The 23,066-nt window shown below is 56.9% G+C and carries 19 protein-coding genes and 1 tRNA gene; 14 read left to right on the forward strand and 6 right to left on the reverse strand.

Going from position 1 to position 23,066, the window contains the following annotated elements; all coding sequences use genetic code 11:
* Positions 1–291 precede the first annotated feature (291 nt).
* Complete coding sequence (locus tag ABIB24_RS09330) at positions 292–963, reverse strand: Bax inhibitor-1/YccA family protein (RefSeq protein WP_003251184.1); 672 nt, start codon at positions 961–963, stop codon at positions 292–294.
* A gap of 134 nt (positions 964–1,097) precedes the next feature.
* Here ABIB24_RS09330 and ABIB24_RS09335 point away from each other — a divergent pair.
* The 3 genes from ABIB24_RS09335 (at position 1,098) to ABIB24_RS09345 (ending at position 1,908) form a co-directional block, all read left to right on the forward strand.
* A tRNA-Ser gene (locus ABIB24_RS09335) sits at positions 1,098–1,185 on the forward strand.
* 180 nt (positions 1,186–1,365) lie between these two features.
* Positions 1,366–1,581 carry a ribbon-helix-helix domain-containing protein gene (locus ABIB24_RS09340; RefSeq protein ID WP_082421386.1) on the forward strand — a complete coding sequence of 72 codons (216 nt, stop codon included), beginning with the start codon at positions 1,366–1,368 and terminating at the stop codon, positions 1,579–1,581.
* A gap of 54 nt (positions 1,582–1,635) precedes the next feature.
* A complete protein-coding gene (locus ABIB24_RS09345) occupies positions 1,636–1,908 on the forward strand; it encodes a type II toxin-antitoxin system RelE/ParE family toxin (RefSeq protein WP_309295694.1) in 273 nt (90 codons plus the stop codon).
* A 98-nt stretch (positions 1,909–2,006) separates the two neighbouring features.
* Here ABIB24_RS09345 and ABIB24_RS09350 read toward each other — a convergent pair whose 3' ends face one another.
* The gene (locus ABIB24_RS09350; protein ID WP_060493181.1) at positions 2,007–2,660 is read right to left on the reverse strand and encodes a hypothetical protein; all 654 of its coding nucleotides are present in this window, start codon (positions 2,658–2,660) and stop codon (positions 2,007–2,009) included.
* 159 nt (positions 2,661–2,819) lie between these two features.
* Between ABIB24_RS09350 and ABIB24_RS09355 the strand changes: the two genes are divergently transcribed.
* The 4 genes from ABIB24_RS09355 (at position 2,820) to ABIB24_RS09370 (ending at position 7,732) form a co-directional block, all read left to right on the forward strand.
* Positions 2,820–4,196 carry a hypothetical protein gene (locus ABIB24_RS09355; protein ID WP_169774705.1) on the forward strand — a complete coding sequence of 459 codons (1,377 nt, stop codon included), beginning with the start codon at positions 2,820–2,822 and terminating at the stop codon, positions 4,194–4,196.
* A gap of 53 nt (positions 4,197–4,249) precedes the next feature.
* Positions 4,250–4,480: a helix-turn-helix transcriptional regulator gene (locus ABIB24_RS09360; RefSeq protein ID WP_182328433.1), complete on the forward strand. Its 231-nt coding sequence runs from the start codon at positions 4,250–4,252 to the stop codon at positions 4,478–4,480.
* Positions 4,481–5,024: 544 nt separating this feature from the next.
* Entirely contained in the window at positions 5,025–5,735 is a 711-nt protein-coding gene (locus ABIB24_RS09365; RefSeq protein WP_182328432.1) for an inovirus Gp2 family protein, read from the forward strand.
* A 350-nt stretch (positions 5,736–6,085) separates the two neighbouring features.
* Entirely contained in the window at positions 6,086–7,732 is a 1,647-nt protein-coding gene (locus ABIB24_RS09370) for a methyl-accepting chemotaxis protein (protein WP_086974750.1), read from the forward strand.
* A gap of 54 nt (positions 7,733–7,786) precedes the next feature.
* Here ABIB24_RS09370 and folE read toward each other — a convergent pair whose 3' ends face one another.
* Complete coding sequence (folE, locus tag ABIB24_RS09375; RefSeq protein WP_046785888.1) at positions 7,787–8,344, reverse strand: GTP cyclohydrolase I FolE; 558 nt, start codon at positions 8,342–8,344, stop codon at positions 7,787–7,789.
* Between the two features lie 12 nt (positions 8,345–8,356).
* Positions 8,357–11,920 (reverse strand): indolepyruvate ferredoxin oxidoreductase family protein, encoded by a 3,564-nt coding sequence (locus ABIB24_RS09380; RefSeq protein WP_060493177.1) that lies wholly within the window; start codon positions 11,918–11,920, stop codon positions 8,357–8,359.
* 276 nt (positions 11,921–12,196) lie between these two features.
* Here ABIB24_RS09380 and ABIB24_RS09385 point away from each other — a divergent pair, with 276 nt between their 5' ends.
* The 4 genes from ABIB24_RS09385 to ABIB24_RS09400 all read left to right on the forward strand — a co-directional run bounded on the left by ABIB24_RS09385 (position 12,197) and on the right by ABIB24_RS09400 (position 16,476).
* The gene (locus ABIB24_RS09385) at positions 12,197–13,123 is read left to right on the forward strand and encodes a quinone oxidoreductase family protein (RefSeq protein ID WP_054573037.1); all 927 of its coding nucleotides are present in this window, start codon (positions 12,197–12,199) and stop codon (positions 13,121–13,123) included.
* A gap of 54 nt (positions 13,124–13,177) precedes the next feature.
* The gene (locus ABIB24_RS09390) at positions 13,178–14,089 is read left to right on the forward strand and encodes a LysR family transcriptional regulator (protein WP_046785890.1); all 912 of its coding nucleotides are present in this window, start codon (positions 13,178–13,180) and stop codon (positions 14,087–14,089) included.
* A gap of 153 nt (positions 14,090–14,242) precedes the next feature.
* Positions 14,243–15,280: an amidohydrolase family protein gene (locus ABIB24_RS09395; RefSeq protein ID WP_046785891.1), complete on the forward strand. Its 1,038-nt coding sequence runs from the start codon at positions 14,243–14,245 to the stop codon at positions 15,278–15,280.
* Positions 15,277–16,476, forward strand: a complete 1,200-nt coding sequence (locus tag ABIB24_RS09400; RefSeq protein ID WP_052750419.1) for a phosphotransferase — start codon at positions 15,277–15,279, stop codon at positions 16,474–16,476. The genes ABIB24_RS09395 and ABIB24_RS09400 overlap by 4 nt, the downstream gene beginning before the upstream one ends.
* A gap of 128 nt (positions 16,477–16,604) precedes the next feature.
* Here the strand turns inward: ABIB24_RS09400 and ABIB24_RS09405 are convergent, their stop codons facing one another.
* Entirely contained in the window at positions 16,605–17,489 is an 885-nt protein-coding gene (locus ABIB24_RS09405) for a DMT family transporter (protein WP_046785892.1), read from the reverse strand.
* Positions 17,490–17,499: 10 nt separating this feature from the next.
* On the reverse strand, positions 17,500–18,345 hold the full coding sequence (locus ABIB24_RS09410) for an SDR family oxidoreductase (protein ID WP_075045772.1): 846 nt from the start codon (positions 18,343–18,345) through the stop codon (positions 17,500–17,502).
* A 407-nt stretch (positions 18,346–18,752) separates the two neighbouring features.
* Between ABIB24_RS09410 and ABIB24_RS09415 the strand changes: the two genes are divergently transcribed.
* The 3 genes from ABIB24_RS09415 (at position 18,753) to ABIB24_RS09425 (ending at position 23,057) form a co-directional block, all read left to right on the forward strand.
* Positions 18,753–20,408: a DUF1302 domain-containing protein gene (locus ABIB24_RS09415; RefSeq protein ID WP_046785894.1), complete on the forward strand. Its 1,656-nt coding sequence runs from the start codon at positions 18,753–18,755 to the stop codon at positions 20,406–20,408.
* A gap of 30 nt (positions 20,409–20,438) precedes the next feature.
* Positions 20,439–21,803 carry a DUF1329 domain-containing protein gene (locus ABIB24_RS09420; RefSeq protein WP_046785895.1) on the forward strand — a complete coding sequence of 455 codons (1,365 nt, stop codon included), beginning with the start codon at positions 20,439–20,441 and terminating at the stop codon, positions 21,801–21,803.
* A gap of 132 nt (positions 21,804–21,935) precedes the next feature.
* Positions 21,936–23,057: a WD40/YVTN/BNR-like repeat-containing protein gene (locus ABIB24_RS09425; protein ID WP_075045771.1), complete on the forward strand. Its 1,122-nt coding sequence runs from the start codon at positions 21,936–21,938 to the stop codon at positions 23,055–23,057.
* Positions 23,058–23,066 lie beyond the last annotated feature (9 nt).

The raw sequence follows: 23,066 nt of genomic DNA on the forward strand, positions 1-23,066 counted from the left end.
GGAGCGCATTCTACGGGGTGATGGCGAAATGGGGTAGAGAAAAGCACGATGGCGGCATGATCGGCGACCATTCGCCTGGTTATCTGACTTTATGGTCAGTTATTGGGCGCTTTTTCCCAGGTGTCGAACCTGTGGGAGCGGGCGTGCCCGCGAAGAATGCGACTCGGTGTATGGCACCGGCTTCGCCGGTGTTCGCGGGCTCGCCCGCTCCCACAAGGCTCCAGCTAAATCGATGAGTTGAGCGCCCACAAAAAAAGCCCGCCGAAGCGGGCTTTCTCTTGCAGCAATCAATCAGTCATCACGACCCATGATGCCAAACAGCTGCAGCAGGCTGACAAACAGGTTGTAGATCGACACATACAGGCTGATGGTCGCCATGATGTAGTTACGCTCGCCACCGTGAATGATCGCGCTGGTCTGGAACAGGATGCAGACCGACGAGAACAGCACGAAGCCAGCGCTGATCGCCAGTTGCAGGCCGCTGATCTGGAAGAAGAAGCTGGCCACCACAGCACCCAGCAGGACAAAGAAGCCCGCAGTGATGAAGCCGCTGAGGAAGCTCATGTCCTTGCGGGTAATCAGCACATAAGCCGACAGGCCGCCGAACACCAGGGCTGTCATGGCAAATGCCGAGCTGACCACCTCAGCGCCACCGGCCATGCCCAGGTAGCGGTTGAGGATAGGGCCGAGGATAAAGCCCATGAAGCCGGTGAGGGCGAAGGTGGACACCAGGCCCCAGGCCGAATCACGCAGTTTGTTGGTAAGGAAGAACAGCCCGTAGAAGCCGATCAGCACCACGAACACGTTCGGGTAGCCGACGCGCATCTGCTGGGCCACGAAGGCCATGACACCGCTGAAGGCGAGGGTGAGCGCCAGCAGGCTGTATGTGTTGCGCAGGACCTTGCTGATCTCCTGCTGCTCGACCTGCTGGCCGTGGTGTACGGCGTAATCCTGTTCGCGCATGGCGACACTCCTTGGTAAACCTGTGGTTTTAAGACGTTCAGATGCTAGGAGTCTATCAGAGCTCCCGCAACCCGCGACACAGAGAGTTTGACAGCTTGTTTCATTACGGTATTATGGCGGCCGCAAAACGAGCTGGAAGCGTGGCCGAGTGGTTTAAGGCAACGGTCTTGAAAACCGTCGATGGGCAACTATCCTAGAGTTCGAATCTCTACGCTTCCGCCAAATTTCTCATTAAAGCCCCTGAAAACGGGGCTTTTTTGTGTGTGATGATTTTTCTACCCATGTTTGTACCCACTTGAAGAAAATGCCTGTGATGGCGGTTTTGTATAATTTATCGAGTCGAGTGCCTGGCGAGGCACGGCTGGAGGGTTATGATTTGGCGAATTTTGTCAAGCACGGACTCTGCCAGATGCTCTCAAGCCCTTTTTCGATGATCAGATCAGTCAGCGAGGCTACAGCACCGGTAGTGAATATTTGCGAGAGCTGATTCGCAAGGACCAGGATCGGCAGCATCTGCGAGGCTTGCTACTGGCTGGCGCTGAATCAGGCCCAATTGCTCCTGCGGATGGTGACTATTTCGAATCTCTACGCGCCAAGGTTGTTAAGACTCAAGGATGAGGGCCAAGCCCGTCATTTCTTTGGGCTCTTGCCAACCAAGACGTAGAAGACGTTATCAGCTATTACCTTGGTGAGCAGGCCAAGCAGGTTGCACTCGGTTTTATCGATGCCCTGGAAAATGCCTATATCCACATCAGCCGCCACCCGGCCTCGGGCATGCCTCTGTACGTTAATGAGCTGAATTTATCAAGGTTGCTCTACTGGCCGCGGAGGCACTATCCCTATCTGATGTTCTACGTTGAGCGCGTCGACCATGTCGATGAATGGCGTGTTTTACATGGGGTGAGGGACATTCCTGGATGGTTGGTTGAAAGCCTCTCTCATTAGCTGCAAGCAGGCGGTCATCTATAAAAGCCATCGCTGGGTTCAGCACAGCTTAATAGGCTATATCTACCCATTTGTGATCGGGTGGGCGGTGCAAAAGGTCAGATCAGCCTTTCACTAGTAAGCGCGTGCTTGGTTGCAATGATGCGAAGTTCTCTTTGAACGCCCTTCATCCTTTTCTCTACCTCGAGTCGCGCTTGCGTTTCATCACCTTCGAAAGGAGGTTGAGCTGCCTCCAAAGACAGTTCCCACATGACGACAAGCTCGACTTGGCGTTCCAGGTGCTTCATAGCCTCTTCCAGCTGGGCCTTGAGGAGGGACTTCGCTTGGTTGGCTATTTGTCGCTCGATTTGGGCAGTTTTCTTCAACTGCTCTTCCCGCGCCTGCTGCGTCTTGGTCATGGCGTACAGGCCATCGATGAGGGCAGCGACTATCGAGGTTTCCGGTTGATCGTGCTTGTTGGCCAGGTGGCGGAGCCTCGTCACGGTCTTGGTCGGGAGGGAGAAGGTGCATGCCTTCCTGCCGTTGATCGGCGAGCGGTATCTACGCTGTCGTAGAGCGTTCTTCAAGCGCTCGATCAGTTTTATTCCTTCCGTGGTCTGTTCGATATCCTTGATGATCTGTGTCGTCCTGGCGTAGCCCGGGTTGTCGAATCGACCCAGGAAGATGTCTCTGGGGGCGCGCTTGCGCAAATAGGCTTCCGCCCACTCCCACTCGTTTTGGCGCAGCCAATTCGTGTTGTCCTCAGTCACCATTCCACCCTCTGTCTGGATGCCTTCTTTGTAATCCTGTCATGGGCATCCTGCAATGGTTTTTGTCGCGTTACGGTAACGTTATGCGTTTGTCGTATATTTATTTATGTAATTTTTTACAGGGTGTATAAACTGTTCTTTATTTGTCGAAGGATTTAAGCTTTGCTGATTATCGACTGCATGAGCGTGAGTCTGACGGGTTGTGGGGTAGAGGCAAGGTTTCTGCTGGAAGCAATGGCTTGCCGTGCTTTGCGCGATGGTGCTGACACGATTCCCGGCAATGCTAAGGCAATGGCCAAATGGCTCCATGTCTCGGAGCGGATGGTGAGCGGCGCCCTCGTCGAGCTCGTTTCTTGCGGTGCGATATGCCGACTGTCGAGAGGGGTGGGCCGGGGGCGACCAGCAGTCACTTACCGGATCGCTGCCGCAGAGGTTGCGCTGCTGGCGGAAAAGAAAAGCTCATATGGGGCACACGCCAAACTCCTTGAGCGACTGTTCTCTGGAGACGATCTGACAGTAGAGATGCTGGGGGCAGTGTCCAAGACTGAATCGAATAGTGCAGCGCTGAGCAAGGTTGGAAGGCCGGCGCCCCCAGGCGCCCGCGGTCGCTTGAGTGCATCCAACCGATTGCTGCTGGGAACGTTATTGGTGCGTGCTGATAGCTTCGGGCAGGTGACCGGGGTAAGCAATCTGGAGTTAATCCGACTCACGGGGCTCGATGCCGAGAGTTTGAAACATCGGCTCAAGCGGTTGCTGGCAGTGGGGCTGATTCGTACCTACGTGCCGGGAGCATCAAGCTCGGTTTTCAGGGCTGGGAAGATCTCGAGTTCCTATTTTCTCAACCTGAACCATCCAGCTTTTGGATTGAAGCGAAACTGTGCCGTCGTGGTGCACCGACTGGGCTGGGAAGATGAGAGGCGTGTCTCACATGAGGAAAGCCTATGGAGAGATGTTCTTCGTGTAAGCAAACATGGCAGCGAAGTTCGAACTGAAACACCCTCGGCTGTGATCCGCTTTCTTGCTGGACAGAGGGGAGTGGTGTTCAGGCTTCTTCAATTCATGCTCCTGCAATATGCATCCGAATTGCTTGCTCGTCACTGGCGTGAGCTCGGAGCTACAGGTTTTGTCGACGGTGGCTGGGTTCGAGAAAGGATCGAGGGAGCCTTGCGAAAGTCATCCATGCCCGAAGGTGGCCAGGACGATGTCGACAAGGAGTGGAAAGCTGTCATCAGCTATTTTCACGGCGAAGTGCTCAAGATTGCTCGGGATTACAGGTCAAGATTCGGGCAGGCAGATTGGATTGAGTTCGATTCGGGAGGCTTGAGCATACTGCCGGTTTTACACGGCACAGGATATTCGATCATTACGGTGCTATTGCGGCCACCTCCGGAGTGGCTATCCGAGTGCACGGTGTTGCTGGAGGAAAGGCCCGGTGTCGTTAACCCCGAGTCGTACAGTGGAGAGGCTGATATGGACTTGGTTACGCGGATTCACTACGGGCTTGCATCTTACCCGGCCAAGCGGTTGCTGATGAAGTAGTTCAAATTTTACTACCCCCGGCAATCCTCTGAACGAATACGAGGAGCCCGTTCATGAGGATCATCCGCCTGAAAGAAGTAATCGACTCGACTGGCCTGGCCCGGTCGACCATCTACAAGTACATTTCGGAAGACACCTTCCCGAAGCCGGTCTCGCTGGGCGACCGCTGTGTTGGCTGGGTCGAAAGCGAGGTGCACGACTGGATCTTGGCACGGATCGAGGATCGTGACCTGGCTGAGGGAGCACGATTGCGTGCCACCGGCCATCTGAGTGTGGCTAGCTAGAAATGATCATCTGCGCCATGACTGGCTACGGCTGGTCATGGCGCTTATGCCAGCAGTCTGATTCTGGGCGGGTCGACGATCTTCAGAAAGCCGGAGCGATGTTGCTCCCATCGTTCCGGCAGGCGCTGGTTAGGCACTGGCCACCATGGCACTGGCTCTGGTTTTTGTCCGGAATACATTTTTGGAGAAAACGTCGCTGTGGCTTGGAGAGCTGGTTGGATTTTCCCGAGCCAGTCGGAGCTTTCAGCTGCGGTGCGGGTAGTATGCTTTTACTAGCTATCACTACCCGAAGGCTTTCGCCTAACCCCTTAGTGGATGGGCATCACTGAGACCCAGCATACGGATGGGGAGCGATTATCTGTGACGGCTCCTCAACCAGCCGTTCAACTAAATCAGTTCGCCACGACAGGCCAGGTTCCTACCATCACGGATACGCTACGTGACCGAGCGTCCAGTTGAGAGTGTTCAGGCCAGGCGATGTAACGGTTAAAAAATCACACACTAGGCAGTGGTTATGACACTCCAATCCTGAGAGCTCATAACCATGTTCGATGATAACCGCACCTATAACCATACCGCCCAGCGTTACCCACTCCGCCATCCCGACAATTCCAACCTCCGTCTGCATTACGACGAGACCTTCGAAGGCCTACCCCTGATGGTCGACAAGGGGCCTTTCATCCGGGAATATCTGTCGGACCTCAAACGCACCATCGAGCTAGCCTTGGCTGAATATCCGAGGCTGTTGGCATTCAGAGTGGATCTCCGGTTACCTCAGGGCATTGATCTACCTGACTACGCCTATACGAATCAGGTGATCAGTCGGTTTTTCGAGTCCTTCACGAAGAAGATCCACTATCACCAGAGGAAGGTGGGTGAGCGTGGCTACGTTCGCGACTGCAAAGTGCGATACGTCTGGTGTAGAGAGGTTCCACAACGCGGTAGGCCCCATTACCACGTGCTGATTATGTTGAACCGTGATGCTTATTACACGGTAGGGCGTCTGGGTTCCGAGAGGGTGAACATGATCAGCCGTATGGAAGAGTCTTGGGCTGGTGCTTTGGGGGTATCGATCGAGCAGGTGAGAGGGCGGGTGCACATCCCCGAGAATGCTGAATATCGAGTCGACCGAGAAATCCGTCGTGGCAAGGTCGATGAATTGCCAGGGCTGTTCTATAGAGCTAGCTACCTGTGCAAGATGGCTACGAAGTCCTACGGAGGGCGTCAGCGAGGGTTTGGCGCCAGCAGGAGGTAGGACTAAGGTTATGTCGATCGCGAAACCTCAAAGCACAGATGTTAAACACGCCACTGGTCGAATGGGACCGCAAGCCAATTCAGCAAGTGATGATTCAACTTGGCGAATGTCTAAAGAAACCGGTTCAGTTCAGTCTTGCAAGAAAAGTCGGATCACAGCCTGTACCTTTGGTCCGAGGCTAGTGGAGTCTATATGGATGCTGCTGAGCTGGTGAAGAGCCAGGCAACCACCTGTAGAGAGACGATGGTCATTGTAATTCTAAATGGAGAATCTGGTATTCGATATAGAATTTTTTCCTATAAATTGCCAAGCTATAGGCCTCATCATTACAAGAAGAACGGTCATTGCTCATGCTCTTTGCACAGAAATGCTCCATAGGCGCTAAGCTTCTAGTGTTGCCCATCTTGTTCGTGCTTGGCTTACTGTTTGTCTCCACTATGGCCTATTACGGGCTGGCTAGGCAGCAGGCAGTGATCAAAGAAATTCAACAGTTGCGCTTTCAGCAATATCGACAGGTTTTGGACACTACGACTGCCTTGCAGGCGGCGATTGTAGGTGCCTATGCCACGGGCTCACGCATACTTGAATCAGGTGGGAGGACGGCACAGGAGGAACTGGAGTCCTACTTCGAGGACATACGATCTAGTGTCGACGATATGCGTGCCGGCCTTGCCAATGGGGCTCGTGAGACACGCTTGGGTGACGACGAAAAAGCACTCTATCAAGCGGTGCAGGAACAGGCTGCTGTTGTTACCCAGGGTCTGGATGAATTTCAGCGTACAGCCTTAAAAGATCAGACTCAGGCTACTTCGTTGTTAGGACGGATACGCGCCGACAGCGACGGCTTGCAAGCGAAGTTCAACCGCCTATTAGCGATGCAAGCGCAACTGACTTCTAATGCGTTTGCCGCGGCCGATGCTTCGCAGCGTCAGGTGTCAAAGATGCTAATAGTGGTGTCACTGGCCGCCAGTGTTCTGGCATTGCTGGTCAGTCTTTTGTTACGAGGGCAGATCTTGCGCCCCATCCGGGAAATCGAGCAGGCATCGATCAGGTTGCGAGACGGTGATCTGACGTACCGAGTGCGCTTGATCGGTGGCGACGAGATCGCTCACACTGCGCAGGCGTTCAATGAACTAATTGACAGTTTCCAGCAGGCGATGCGTCAGGTTGCCGTGGTAGCCGCCTCGGTCAGTGCATCGGCTGAGACGCTGGTAGGCGCCTCGGCGCAGGTGGCCGAGAGCTCCTCAGCACAGACCGGTGCGGTTGGGGTAGTATCGATGACCATCGAGCAGATGAGCGCCAGTATTGCCGCCATCTCCAACCATGCCCAGAGCCTGCGAGGTTCGGCCGAGGCTAGCTTGCGAGGCACGCAGGACGGACACTTGGCGCTGTCGCGTCTACTCGAAAACATCGACAGCGTACGGCTGGCATTCTTAGCGATTCGCGGCTCGGTAGGTGCTTTTGTCGAAAGCACCTCGGCGATTACCGCCAGTATCACCCAGGTCAAGGATCTCTCTGCACAAACCAACTTGCTGGCGCTCAATGCGGCGATCGAGGCGGCGCGGGCAGGTGAAAGTGGGCGCGGCTTCAGTGTGGTAGCAGATGAAGTGCGTCAGTTAGCGCAACGCTCGGCCCAAGCGGCCAATTCAATCAATGATTTGACAGTTAACCTTGAAGGCCAGTCCGAGGCGGTTGGCGACGCTCTGCATGCAGGCACTGTGGCACTGGATGACAGTGGCAGGCTATTGAGCGAACTGGAGAGCACTTTGCAGCAAGCTGCGGACCTAGTTGGGAACTCGACTAAAGGTGTAGACCAGATCGCTGATGCGGTGAGTGTGCAAAGCGAGGGCGGGCGAGGGATCGCGGAGCACATCGAGCACATTGCCCGTATGGCTGGGGAAGGAGATGCGATTACACGTCAAGTTTCTGGAGCGGTGGTATCACTGCGTGAGTTTTCGGAGGAACTGAGCCTGGCGGTGAGTCGCTTCCGCTTCTAAATCTGTTTTTGTGGGGAGCGGCGCATGCGCCGCTCCCCACAAAATCAGTGAGAGCTAACGGTTACGAATCAGTTGTAGGAACTCTTGGCGAGTGTTATACGAGTCGCGCATGCATCCGAGCATGACCGAGGTGCTCATTACCGAGTTTTGCTTTTCCACACCGCGCATCATCATGCACATATGTTTCGCCTCGATCACTACCGCCACACCGGCGGCATGGGTAACTTGGGCAATCGCTTCGGCAACCTGGCGGGTCAGGTTTTCCTGAATCTGCAGTCTGCGAGCAAACATATCGACTATACGCGCCACTTTCGACAGCCCCAGCACTTTGCCTGTGGGGATATAGGCAACGTGCGCCTTGCCAATGAACGGCAACAGGTGGTGCTCGCACAGCGAATACAATTCGATATCACGGACGATGACCATCTCGTCGTTGTCCGAGTCGAACAGTGCGCCGTTGACGATCTGCTCAAGGCTTTGCTGATAGCCATGGCACAGGTACTGCATGGCTTTAGCGGCGCGTCTTGGAGTGTCCAACAAGCCCTCGCGCTGCGGGTTTTCGCCAATGCCCTGCAGAATTTCGCGATAGTTTCGGGTCAGTTCCTCGTTCATTGTTGTCCCTGTTTAGAGTTGAATTATAGAAATTTTGTCGGTGGCTTGGCTGGCGTCGTGAAACTGTGCAGTCGAGCCATTACGCCATTGCTCCAGTAACAGCGCTTGACGCTGGTGGGCATGATGTAGAAAGCGCTCTTTCACTGGCCCGTAACCGCGCACGCTGTTTGGCAGCTCCAGCAGCTCGCGGGCTAGTTGCAGGTTGTCGCTGCGCAGGCCTGCGAACACTTCATCCAGAATGCTTTCATAGTTACGCAACCAGTTACGCTCGACCCTGCGCTCATGGGTATGGCCGAACGGATCGAGCCAGCTGTTGCGCAGTATCTTGAGTTTGGCCAGCAGCTTGAAGCCTTGCAGCATCCAAGGCCCGTAGCAGCGTTTTTTGGGTTCTTTGCTAATGCTGTTATCGTTGAGCAGCGGCGGTGCCAGGTGGAAACGCAGGCGGTAGTTGCCTTCGAACGTTGACTGGATCTTTGTCAGAAAGTCGCCGTTGCTGAACAGTCGGGCTACCTCGTATTCATCTTTGATTGCCAGGACCTTGAAGTAGTGGCGGGCAACGCTTTTGGACAGCTCGTCCGGCTGGCCCAGCAGCCGAGTTTCGGCCTCCATAAACTGCTCTACGCGTTGCCGGTAACGCTGGGCATAGGCTTTATTCTGATATTGCGTCAGGACGCTCATACGCCGCTTAACCATTTCTTCCAGGTTTTGCGAAAGTATGCGGTCGGCGCTTTGCTTTTTGCCGGCTTCCACAATGCTAAGTACCCGTGGCAAATCGTGGGCACTGCGTCGGCCCCAGGCGAAGGCTGCCAGGTTGAAGGCTACCGCGGTGCCATTCAACTCGATGGCCTGTTCCAGCGCCTCTTCGCCGACCGGTAACCAGCCTTTCTGATAGGCATAGCCCAGCATGAAGGTATTTGTAGCGATTGAATCGCCCATCAGAGTCGTGGCAATTTTGCTTGCGTCGACAAAGTCCGCCCGCGCTGCGCCAACGGTTTCGGCTATTTGCGCTGACATGCCTTGCGTATGGAATTGCGGGTCAGGGTGGCTGGCCAGATCACCGCTTTGCGCCTGCAGAGCAAAGGTACGCACGAACGCACTGGTAATGCTTTGCTCGCTGTTGACCAGAGCGTGCGTCACACCTTGGCGCAACTTGGATAACGTTTCGGTGTTGGCACTGACAACCAGATCGCAACCCAACAACAAGGCTGCTTCACCTTCGGCGATCCGCGGGGCGAACAACTGATCCTGGCGGGCAGCGATGCGAATGTGGGACCAGACGGCGCCGCCTTTTTGTGCCATGCCAGCCATGTCGAGGTTAAGCGTTCCCTTACCTTCGATAAATGCCGCCATGCCCAGTAAGGCACCTATGGTTACTACACCAGTGCCGCCCACACCGGTCACCAGAATGCTGTATGGCTCTTCGAGGGCGACGACCGACGGAGCGGGCAAGTCCCAGTCATCGTCGGCCTTGGCTGCCAGGGCCTGTGGCTTGCGCAGCGTTCCGCCTTCGACGGTGACAAAGCTTGGGCAAAAGCCGTTCAGGCAAGTGAAGTCCTTGTTGCACGAAGATTGGTCGATCTCGCGCTTGCGGCCGTACTCTGTGTCCACCGCCACCACCGACATGCAGTTGGACTTGCTGCTGCAGTCGCCACAGCCTTCACATACCGCTTCGTTGATCACCACTCGACGTGCCGGGTCGGGGAACTTGCCGCGCTTTCGACGCCTGCGCTTCTCCGCTGCGCAGGTCTGGTCATAGATGATTGCCGACACTCCCTGGAACTGGCGCAATTGCTCCTGGACCTCGTCCATCTTGTCGCGGCGTACTACCGGGACACTTTGGGCCAGATCATCAGTGCCCTTGTACTTCTCAACATCGTCACTGACCACCACTAAGCGCTGAACGCCCTCTGCAGCCAGTTGGCGGCTGATTTGTGCCACGCTGAGGCTGCCGTCCACTGGCTGCCCGCCTGTCATGGCAACGGCATCGTTGTAGAGAATCTTGTAGGTAATTTGCGCCTTTGCCGCGATGGCGGCACGAATAGCGAGAATACCGGAGTGGAAGTAAGTACCGTCACCCAAGTTGGCGAAGACGTGTTGGGTGGTGGTAAACGGCGCTTGGCCGATCCAGGCCACACCTTCGCCCCCCATTTGGCTGAAAGTTTGGGTTTGCGGGTAGATCCAGGCGGCCATGTAATGGCAGCCGATACCGGCCAGCGCGCGGCTACCTTGCGGCACCTTGGTCGAGGTGTTGTGCGGACAGCCAGAGCAGTAGTGCGGCACGCGTTCCATCAGGTTGCTGAACTGGCCTTTGCACGCCAGCTGCGCTTCCAAAAGGGCTAGGCGCATTTGAAGCGAACCGCCTGGGTGCAGGCGCAGGATTCGCTTGGCCAGGGCTCGTGCGATCATCGCCGGCGTCAGGTCATTTATAGCCGGCAGCAGCCAATCGGTGTGCGGCAGGCTCCATTCACCCTTGTCGTCGAACTTGCCAACGATACGCGGACGTACGTCCTCACGCCAGTTGTAGAGCTCTTCCTTGAGTTGGTACTCGATCATGTGGCGCTTTTCTTCCACCACCACAATCTCTTCCAGACCTTCGGCGAACTGTCGCACACCTTCAGCTTCCAGCGGCCAGACCATGCCGACCTTGTAAAGGCGCAGACCGATTTTTTGCGCTTGTGTTTCGTCGATCCCAAGGATGCGCAGGGCCTGGCATACGTCGAGATAGGACTTTCCCGAAGTGACAATGCCAATTCGTGCATTCGGCGAATCCATGACAATGCGATCGAGGCGGTTGGCTCGGGCATACGCCAGGGCGGCATACAGCTTATGCTCCAGCAGGCGCTGTTCCTGGGCCAGTGGTGGGTCGGGCCAGCGGATGTTCAGACCCCCTTCAGGCAACGCAATGGTCGGGATTACAGGCTGTACGCGATGAATGTCGATATCGACGACGGCCGCGCTTTCAACAGTGTCCGCCACAGCCTTGAGGGCGACCCAGCAGCCTGAGTAGCGCGACATGGCCCAACCATGCATGCCATAGTCGAGGTACTCCTGTACGCCGGAGGGCGCCAACACCGGCATCATCACTGCCTTGAAAATGTGCTCGGTCTGGTGGGGAAGGGAAGAGGAGCGGGCGCCATGGTCATCGCCTGCAATGGCCAATACACCCCCAAATTTTGATGTGCCAGCTGCGTTCGCGTGGCGGAAAACATCACCGCAACGGTCTACGCCGGGGCCCTTGCCGTACCACATGCCGAATACGCCATCATACATGGCACCTTCGAACAAATTGACCTGCTGCGTACCCCAGATCGAGGTTGCGGCAAGGTCTTCGTTCATACCAGGGTGGAACACTGTGTGGTGTGCTTTGAGGTAGTCACGTGCTTTCCACAGGGCCTGATCGAGTCCCCCTAGCGGCGAGCCTCGATATCCGGAAATGAACCCGGCGGTATTCAGACCGTTGGCCTGATCGCGTAGCCGTTGCATCAGGGGCAGGCGCACTAGCGCCTGAATCCCCGTGAGCAGTACATGTCCACTGTGTTGTACGTACTTATCTTCCAGAGAAACCGGGGTACTCATGTTCATCCTCCAGGCGTTGTTCTTGTATGGCTGCACCGGTAAGGGCGATGCCTTGTAGAGGCCGACTCTAGAAAGCAGGGGCGCGATCGTAAAATCACAAAAACAGCCGTGAGGTATTGGTGTTTCAAATACCTGCATGCGTCGGCATTGGCGGTGTTGCAGCTCAAACCGGGACTGTCGGGCCTAGATGCTAATTAAATATGGACAAATAATCAAAAAACGTTCAATTATTTGTCTTGAAGACGCTTGAGAACAAAACAGACAAGGGAGAAAGCCATGCGTGCAGCCATCATTTCCGAACGCAATGCGTTGCCACAGGTACGTGAGTTCAATGAGCCGCAAGCGCAAGACGGTGCGGTGCTGATCGACGTGGACACGGCCGGCCTTGGGGGGTGGGATGTGCTCGGGGCCTACCGTCTGGGTGTCGAATACCCTTGCGTCATCCGTGGTGAGGGCGTGGGACGAGCGCCGGATGGGCGGCGGGTATATTTCGGTGAGCGTTCGGTGCTGCCCTACGGTGCCTGGGCCGAGCGCACTTTGGTGCCGCAAGCCGAAGTGTGGAATGTGCCGGATGATGTGGACGACAAAACCGCGATCAGCATGGGTATTGCCGCTACCGGGGCCATCGTGCCGTTGGAAAAGGCTGAGATTCAGAAGGGCGAAAAGGTCTTGGTCCTCGGCGCCACCGGCACCCTGGGACAGATTGCCTTGCAGCTTGCGCGTGGCATGGGTGCTGGCAAGGTCGTTGGTGCTGCGCGTTCACAGGAAGCGCTTGGCCGTCTGAAGTCGCGCGGAATCGCCGACGAGGTCGTTACCCTGGGTGGCAGCGATGATGTTGACGCACTTAAGGAGGCAGCGGCCGGTGGCTTCGATGTGGTACTCGACCTGGTGTGCGGACAACCCTTGCTGACGTCTCTGAAGGCCACCAATTGGGGGGCACGCATTATGACCATTGGCACTGGTGCTGGCCGCCAGCTCAACCTGGATATCGCCGACCTGCTGTTTCGCAGCTTGTCGTGCATCGGGACCGGCCAGCGTCCCCCTGCGGACCGTGAACAGATCTGGCTGCGACTGTTGAAGATCGCCAGGGAACAGCAGATACACGTGGACTACTTGGATTTCACCCTTGACCAGGCCGCAGAGGCTTGGGCTGCTCAGATAGATGGACCGCACGCCAAGATCACGGCCACGATCCGCCGCTGAAGGCCGCAGCGGCAAGCGGTTTCATTGGTTCTGGCGGCGGGCTCGGCATAGCAGATGATCAAGGGCAAAGACGTTTCCATGCGCCAGCTTCGGTACTTCGTGGCGGCGGCTGATGCGGGTCAGTTCTCCCAGGCGGCTCTGAAGGTGCACGTGTCGCAGTCGGCCATCACCGCCGCGGTGCAGCACCTGGAAGAGACTATGGGTGTTAGCCTTTTCGACCGTTTGCCCTATGGCGTGACACTGACAGCCGAAGGCAATAAGTTTGCCCAGCATGCGCGGCATATCCTCGAAACGTTGCAGGACGCCCTGAGCGAGCCGCTGTTCCTCAGCCACTCGACACGGGGAAGCGTGCGTGTTGGGGCTTCCTACACGCTGCTGGGCTACTTCCTGCCAGCGCTGCTTGCACGATTCAAGCGCAACTATCCGCAGGTGGAGATCGAACTCGTCGACATAGATCGCCACAGCATCGAGCAGGCCGTTAACAATGGCGATCTCGACCTAGGCTTGGTGATAGTGTCCAACACCCCCAGCCTGAATGTGTTCTCCCATCAGGTGTTGATTCGGTCCCGCCGGCAACTCTGGTTGGCCATCCAGCACCCCTTAATGACTGCCTCCTCAATCAACCTCGAAGACGTGGCGCAGCACGCCTACATCCTTGCCACCGTGGATGAAGGTGACAGCTCGACGTTTCGCTACTGGGCGTCTCGTGGGTTGGCTCCCAACGTGGCTTTTCGTACTTCTTCCATGGAGGCGCTGCGCGGCATGGTCGGCCATGGCTTTGGCGTCGCCATTCTTTCCGACATGCTTTACCGACCTTGGTCCCTGGAGGGTAAGAGGATCGAGGCTCGGCCATTGACGGATGTCATTCCGCCCATGGAATTGGGACTGATTTGGCGACCCGACAAGCAGTTATCGATATCGGCCCAAGCGTTTCGACAGTTCCTGATCATGGCGTGTACGTCGTGAAACCTTGCTGGCCTTGCGTTGTTCCTCAGGGCGCTATGCGCAACACAGATAAAAATGAACAAAAATAAAATAAATGTCTATATTTTAATTGGTTCCGAAATTGCCGAACGGTGACCGTTCGGCCTGCTGGCCGATTACAACAAGGAGAACGCCATGCTGATCGATGTACACGCCCACCTGCTGACAGAGGGTATGCTGAACCGCCACGAATTTTGGGGCCCGTTCATGAAGGTGCAGGGGTTGACTGTCGGCCATTTTTCCCTAGGCACCAAGCAGCCGGCCAAAGCCACTAGCGACGCTGAGGCGCAAGTCAACCTATTGGCACGCATGACCCACGCCAGTCGTCGCAAGTTGATGGCCGAGCGGGGTGTCGACAAGCTGGTGGTCTCCACGCCTTCGCATTGCTTCATGTATTGGGCTGGTGATTTTGCCAACGAATACGCGCGTATTTGCAACGACGAGATGTCAGAGTTCTGTCGCGCCGACCCGGACCATTTCGACTTCTGGTGCCATGCCAATCTGGCCGATCCGCGCAACGCAGCCAAGGAAATCGAGCGAGCGGTAACCCAATTGGGGGCCAAGGGTGTATGCGTAGGCGGTGCCAACTTCAACGGATTGCAAGCTCATGACGAGCAGTTGTTCCCAGTGTGGGAGAAGCTCACACAGCTGGATGTACCAATCATGGTGCATGGCTTCAATCAGTCGATCTACTGGGGCGAAAAACATACCGACGACAAGTTCGAAACCACGTCCATTGTGGGCGATTGCGTCGATGAGACCCTGTTTTTCTGGTACCTAATCTGTGGAGGTGCCCTGGATGTCTTTCCAACCCTGAAAACCTACATCACCCATGCGGGGGGCATGGCGATCTTCCAACTGGGCCGACTCAGCGAACTCAACCAAGCTATGGCGCCCGATACGCGCAACCAGCGGCCGCTGCTGGACTATCTGCAGAACTTCTACTTCGATCTTGACGTACACGCACCTGGTTTGCGTCGTGGTGTCGCTGAAGTGGTGGGTTCTGAACGCTTGCTGTACGGTACAAACTTCGGTGGTGCCTATGACCACGGTGACCTGACGGCCGGGCTAGGACTATCGGTTGCGGATCGTGAGCGGATCCGCAGTGGTAACGCAATTGAACTGCTCAAACTGAAAGTGCCAGCTCACGCTGCGCGTGCTGTGACGCCGTGACGGGCAGTTTGCTGGCGATGAGTGCTGGGCGGCCGTATCCTCAACGTGTCGGGCGGCTGCCGCGACAACTCGGCGACCTCAGCGCCGCTTGGCTGACGGAGCTGCTGCAGCCGCGTTACCCCGGCATCGAAGTGCAGGCGTTGGCGGTGGTGGAGGTCCGCAATGGGCACACTACCAAGCTGCGCGCCAGGCTCGAGCTGAACGAGGTCGGTCAGCGCGCAGGGATACCGTCCCATGTCTGCCTGAAATCGAACTGGTCAGAAGGCTTCGAGAGCGGCGATATCTGCGAATTGGAGTCGCGTTTCTATCATCTGACCCGCGCGTGGTCCGGCGCGCCATTGCCTGCCACGTATTTCACTGATTGGGACGCCGATGGTGGTGGGCGCGGCGTAGTGGTAATGGAGGATCTTGGGCTGGCAGCCGGGAAGTTCGGCCACAGCACTGATCACCTGGGCGTGGATGGAGTCGCGCAGGGGCTGGAGTCTTTAGCCGCGTTGCATGCCGTGACCTGGGCCCACCCACGGCTGCACCGTCAGGTCTGGCTTCCGGTGTCGATGGCCAACCCGGTAGACAACGACGGCCTGCTGCGTATGTACAACTACATCAAGGTCAACCTGGGCAAGGATGACTACCGGCAGCGTCTACCTCGTTGGATCTATGAGACGCCAGAGCTCTTCAGCCATGCTTTCGATGAGTTGGCTGCCTTCGAGCGGGCACAGGTTTCGCCCTCTTGCTTGATCCATGGCGATTCGCACCAAGGGAACAGTTTTCAGCGTGACAATGGACAACGCATCTGGCTCGACTGGCAGTTGGCAAGACGCGGGCGGCCATGGCGCGATGTGGCGTACTTCATGCTCGGCGCGTTGACGATAGAAGAACGCCGCGCCGAGGGGCAACGGCTTCTGCAGGTGTACCGCGAAAAGTTGATCAGTCTGGGAGCGGCTGGTGTACTCGACCAGCACGCCGCCTGGGAGCAACTGCGGCGTTGGCCGGTGTGGGGCATGCAGACATGGATGTCGAACATGGATGACTGGGGGCAGTCAGGATTGCCGATGGTGGAGCGATTTTTTACCGCCGCCGAAGACTTCGACACGCTTCGCCTGCTGACACGAGGACGCAAGCCACGGCGTACTCCGGTGCTGGGCGAGGGCGCTCGTCCGCTGACGCCAGCCTATGCACACCTCTTGAAGGATTGAACATGGTCAAAACGCACGTGCATGGAGGTAAGCGAGGCTGAGTATGGCGGACTGGAGTACTACCTGGCGCGCTTGAGCGGTATAGATCGTTACGGCTTGGACGCGCTCCGCAATCGACTCCTAGTGGCTTAGGGCAGGGTACTTGCGGTGACCCGTACGGGTTGCCATTGGGCCAATGCAATTCCCAGCAGAATCAGTCCGCCGCCTACCGCGTGATACAGGTGCAATGGCTCACCGAGCAGCCCAATCGCCAAGGCTGCGGTGAAGAGAGGGACCAGATTCATCAGTGCCGCGGTTTTTTCCGGGCCCAGGCGTTGCAGGCCTTGCATCCACAGGCCCGGTGCCAACGCCGAAGCGAATAGACCAGCAAACAGAACCAGCGGCAGGCTCTGAGCGCTCAGGGCCATCGATGATGTAAGCAAAAATGGCGGTACCAGCATTAACGTGCCGCAGAGTATCTGTACATAAAGGCTTTCCCAGGTGGGCAGGGGGATTTGCCAGCGCTTCACCAGCACGCAATACAGGGCGTAGGACAGTGACGCCAGCAGCATCAGCCATTCACCCAGACCCACCCCGCGCTGCCAGAGCGATGGCAGGTGGCCCGCGGTCAGCAACCATGCCAACCCTGCGAATGAAACTGCCGTGCCTGTCAGTAACGGCAGGGTGGGGCGTGTGTTCAGCAGCGGGAAGGCTACCAGTACCGTCAGCAAGGGCATGGTCGCCAGGATCAATCCCATTGAGGTGGCACTGACCGTATGTGCAGCAAAGTAGGCCAGAGACTGATACAGCGACATGCCGAGCAATCCCAGTAGCCATAGTTTGGGCAGGTATGGCCGTATCCTCTGGCGCATTCTCCAGACCCTGGGCAGCATGACTGGTGACAACACCAGCAATGCGGTCAACCAGCGATAGAACGAAATGGCCGCGGGATCTATCACCCCCACCGACAGGCGATTGACCACGGTACTGGCAGCCCAGATCAGTGTGGCAAGCACTGGAAACAGCAGCTTCATTACGGGCGCTCTAGTGGCTGTCGGTGTTTCGAGCGGCCAGTGCCGCGGCAAAATCACGCTTGAGTGTCGGGAAGTAGGCAATCTGGCCACCCATGCCCCCGGCAATGTCTATCGAAGCCGCGCTGATGAAACAGGCGTATTCGCTGGAAAGGAACAACACCATGCCTGCAACATCTTCCGGTTTGCCATAACGGCCGATCGGCACCACCTTCATAACCATCGCATCGAACTCCTCACGGCTGACCCCGGGGCCCATCTCCTTGTAGTGGCGGTCCCACTGGCCAGTGTCGATCCAGCCCATGTTCAGGCTATTGACGAGAATATTGTCCTTGGCCAGCGACATGCCCAGCGAGCGCGAAAGCGCTACACATGATGCACGGTTGATCACCGAAGGGATCCCGTCGGGGGTCGGCACGGTGCCGGCCAGGGCATTGATCTCGATGATCCGCCCCCAGCGCTGTTGCCGCATGAACGGCACCACAGCCTGGACGAAGCGAAAATGCCCCATCTGCAACACATTGGCGTGTTCAAGGATGGCTTCCGGCGTGAGGGTCTCTAGGTTGCCCCCACGCCCCTGGCCCGCGTTATTTACCAAAATGTCCACGCCTCCCCAGGTCTGCACCACCTCACCGACGAAATGTTGAACACCCTGAGTGTCCGTGACATCCACGGCTCGGGCCAGTACCGCCTGCGCATGTTCCTGCAGTTGTGCTTCCGCTTCGCGGACGGCCGCCAAGCTACGTGCGCAGATGGCCACACGGGCACCTTCCAGTGCGAAGGCACGGGCTATCGCAAGGCCTATACCGCGTGAAGCACCAGTGACAATCACGCGTTTTCCGCTCAGATCGATGTTCATGCGGGGCAAGCTCCTTGTGATTCTTGTTGGATTGACGCAGGCACGTTGCGGGTGTCTTCAGTGGCTTGTTTACCGGAAAAAAGCCGGTTGAGCAAAACATAATTGAACAGTTAGCATTTTTGTGTGCAGTATTGACCATGCTTTTCTCCATGCCCTCTGACACCGGGGGCGATCAGCGGCAACAAAAAAATCGACTGAGATTCTAAATACAGAATTGAAATCTTTATATGGAATTATTTGTTTTTCTCGGTTAATTTGAAATCAAGCCATGGGCGCGCTTCACCGGTGAAACCTGCCGACAAGCTCACCCGAGCTGCTTAGGCAGGTGAGGTAGCAGTACGTCAGCACGGCTGTAGCCAGTACTTGGCCTTATACAAACGACTGAAAATAAAAATAAAAGGTGCCGTATGAAAGACATGACCAAGCAGGGAAGGCATGTGTTTAGCCGCAGCGCGATAGCGCTGGCAGTGCTCGGCGGGATGAGTGGAGCGCACGCTGTTTCGTTTGACCTGAGCAACCCTGACTACCGCCTGCGTTGGGACAATACCGTCCGCTACAACTTGGGCGTGCGCATGGAAGACCAAGACCACCGCATCATGCGGACCCCGACCTACGACGAGTCCGACAGCAAATTCGACAAAGGCGATATCGTTACAAATCGACTCGATGTGTTGAGCGAAGTGGATTTCTCCTACCTGAACGAATGGGGGGCACGCCTGAGTGCTGCTGGCTGGTACGACAATGCCTACCGTGACACCAAGGTCCACAGCCAGGTGGGTGGCCAGACCAGCTACGAAAATGGTCACTACAGCGATGAGGTCAAGCGCTATGTCAGAGGACCTTCTGGTGAAATCCTCGATGCGTTCGTGTGGAAAAACTTTCAGGTAGGCGATACACCGCTTAACGTCAAGATCGGTCGCCATACCAACTACTGGGGCGAGGGCCTGCTGTTCGGTGCACACTCAGTTTCCTACTCTCAGGCCCCGAGCGACGGTGTAAAAGCCGCTACCAGCCCGGGTATCGAGACAAAAGAAGTATTTCTGCCCATCGGCCAGATATCTGCCAAGGCCCAGGTCACTGATCATCTTTCCATCGCCGGCCAGTACTTCTATGAGTGGGACTACACCCGTATTCCCTACGGCGGGACCTACTTCGGCGGTGCAGACTTCCTGTTCGAAGGTCCGGATCAGATGCCAGCCGGTGCTGGGGCACTCAAGCGCGCCTCCTCCAAGTATGGTCGCGACAGTAATGCCAACTGGGGCGTGATGGCCAAATACAACGTTGAGGCGATCGAATCGACCTTCGGCTTCTACTACCGCCAGTTCGACGACTATCAGCCTTGGCTCGCACCGCAGGTCAAGGCGAACCTGGGTGAGTACCGCGTCGTGTACCCCCGCGGGGTCAAGCTTGCCGGTATCAGTTTTGCTCGTGTGTTCGATTCGGTGGCCGTGGGCACGGAGCTGTCATACCGCAAGAACGGCGCATTGAACGCCACTGGTGTCAGCACGCTGGATGACGAGGGGCCGCGTGGTGACACCATCCACTTTATCGCTAACGCCGTGTATGGCATGCCACGCAACTTCATTGCCAATAACGCGACCTTGGTTGGCGAGTTTGCCTACAGTCACCTGGTCAAGGTGACCGAGCATGACGAGTTGTTCAAGTACAAGGGCAATGCCGCCTGTACGGACGCCCGTACACCCGGTGTCGCCGGCTCCGGCGACGCGTCCGATGGTTGCTCGACGCGCGACTACTACGCGGTGGCAGTCAACTACACGCCGCAATACCTGAGCATCTTCCCATCTTGGGACATGGACGTACCTCTGACCATCAACTATGGCATTCATGGTAACGCTGCCTCGGCTGGTGGCGGCAGTGAAGGTGCGATGTCCTGGTCGGCTGGTGTGAAGTTCACCTATCAGCAACAGTATGAATTCGGCCTACGTTACGCCGATACCCGCGCCCAACCCAAGAACCTGGCAAATGGCACCGTCGGCGGCAATGGCGGCGTTGGTAACACAGACCGGGGCTGGTTGGCATTCACATTCAAAACCTCCTTCTGAACAAATCCAATAAAAACGGAGACTGCCCGAATGAAAAGACAATTGGCCTTGTCCCTGGCGCTGTTCGGCATCGCTACCTGCAGCGTGGCCGCGGTCAGCCCGGAGGAAGCGGCGCAGCTAGGTAAAACCCTGACCCTTTTCGGTGCGATCAAAGAGGGAAATGCAGAGGGCACGATCCCTGCCTACGATGGCGGGTTGCGTACTGCACCGCCAGATTTCAAACCAGACAGCGGGTTCTGGGCCGATCCATTCCGCAATGAGAAACCCTTGTTCCGCATCACTTCGCAGAATATGGCCCAATACGCTGACAAGCTCAGTGAAGGACAAAAGGAAATCCTCAAGAAATACCCGGAGTACTACTTCGATATCTATCCGAGCCACCGCACCACGGCATATCCAAAGGAGGTGTTGGATGCCACGGTACGCAACGCCACCACTTGTAACACACAGAGAGACGGGCTGGCAGTCGACCCGGCCTGCCGTGGAGGGTTGCCATTCCCGATTCCGAAGACTGGCAACGAGGTTATCTGGAACCAGCAACTGCGATACAAGATCGGCCCCGGGTACTCCACCACCAGCTCCTCTAATAGCTGGGTGATGGATGCGAATGGTCAGCGGACCAAGGCTGCCGAGCAAGCCACGTTCGAAGAGCAGCCCTACTATCAGCCTACGCAGGCCGACCGCGATCCAATGATGTATGCCCGTGTGTATTCACTGAACAACTATCCGGCACGCCGTTCGGGTGAAGTCACCGTACTCAACGATTATCTGGACCCTGCGGCCAAAGCGCGTCGAGCCTTCAGTTATTCGCCTGGCCAGCGGCGGGTGAAGCTGGCGCCGGAGTTTGCTTTCGATACGCCAGTCGCTAGCCAAGGCGGGGTTACGCTGTTCGATGAGCTGCAAATGTTCTCGGGCAGTCAGGACCGTTTCGATTACAAGCTGGTGGGCCGAAAGGAGATGTTCATTCCTTACAACGCCTACAAGTTCTACTTCGAGTGCAACCAGGACGAGCAATTCCTTAAGCACCATGCCAATCCGGCGTGCGAGCGTTGGGAGTTGCACCGTGTATGGGTTGTCGAGGCCACGCTCAAGCCGGGCAAGCGACACGTCTACAGCAAGCGAACTTATTACCTAGACGAGGACACCTTTGGGATTGGGCTGTACGACGCCTGGGACCAAAGCGGTGCCTTGTATCGCGCGATCTTCCTCAGTGGTGTGCAGTTGTACGACAAAAACTTGCCGTACAACGTGAAAAACGTCGTGTATGACTTCAACAAAGGCATGTGGGCGCTGCTCAACGACGGGTTGAAGGGCGGCTACAAGTTCGTCGATACACCACGAACCGAACGGGACATGAACCCCGAGGCAATTGTCGCTCGGGAGACCCAGCGCTAAGCCCTCCGGGCTGGTTGTGAGCTGCGCGCGTGCAAAGTGGTTCGCAGTTGAAAACGTTGTTCCTGAGCCCGGCAATGAGTGGCGCTTGTTGTCGGGTAGCAGGGCGACTCTGGCATGGTGAGGATAAAAACAATGATTAGCCAAGGCCTAGCAAGACCTAATTCTTTGAGTGTGCACTTGTTGAGTGCGGCTCTGATTCCTTTGTGGCTGGCCATGATGGGGACAACCCAGGCTGGCACGCCCACCATTGATCCGCTTGAAATGCAGGCGCCGACACTCGCACAGCCGCTGACCGCACCGTTGATCAGCGTGGCCCGCGCCGGCGACGTGCTGGTCGGTGTCGGCCTGCACGGCCTGATTCAACGCTCCCACGACAATGGCACCAGCTGGGAGCAAGTCCCCAGTCCGGTGTCCAGTGACTTCGTTCAAGTGCGCTTCAGCGATGCGCGAAACGGCTGGATTGTCGGCCACGACTCAGTGGTGTTGCACAGCAGTGACGGCGGCGCCACATGGGTCGTGCAGATGGATGGGCGCAAGTTGTTCAGCCTGCTTGGCAGTGTCTATGGCCGGCGGGCCGAACAGGGCGACCAGGAAGCCGGCGATCTGGTCCAGGAGGTAAACCGCGCGGTGGCTACGTCCGCGACACCCGCTGTGATACCGGCGCCCTTGCTGGACGTGTTATTCGACGCCAGCGGTCGCGGCTTCGTCGTAGGTGCCTTTGGCATGATCCTTCGAAGTGAGGATGCCGGCAGCACCTGGCAACCCTGGCTCGAGCGCGCAGACAACCCACGCAGAATGCATTTGTATGGACTGGCGGAGCGCAATGGCACGTTCTACATCAGCGGAGAACAGGGTGTATTGCTGCGCCTTGAGCCTGGCCAACAGCGCTTTGAAAAAATCGAGACGCCCTACACCGGCACCTATTTTGGCATCGCCGCCTTTGAAAACCTGCTGCTGGCCTACGGGCTGCGCGGCAATTTGTTCGCAAGTGTTGATGATGGCCAGCAGTGGCAGCAGATAGAAACCGGGATCGACACCAGCCTGGTCAGCATTGTGGAGCAAGGACCGGCGCTAGTGATGGTGAGCCAGGGCGGGCAACTGGTCAGTCTGGATCTCCACAGTCTCAAGGTCACTCCGCTGGTACAAACGCGCGTGGGCGAGGTGTATGCAGCAAGCGACACGAAGCAGGCCGGGCGGCTAGTGGTGGCACGCTTTGCCGGTGCCAAGGTCATCGATATCGCCCGGGCTAACTGACGCCGTCGG

The organism is Pseudomonas sp. UYEF17, from assembly GCF_040546125.1.
Classification (GTDB): Bacteria; Pseudomonadota; Gammaproteobacteria; order Pseudomonadales; family Pseudomonadaceae; genus Aquipseudomonas; species Aquipseudomonas putida_Z.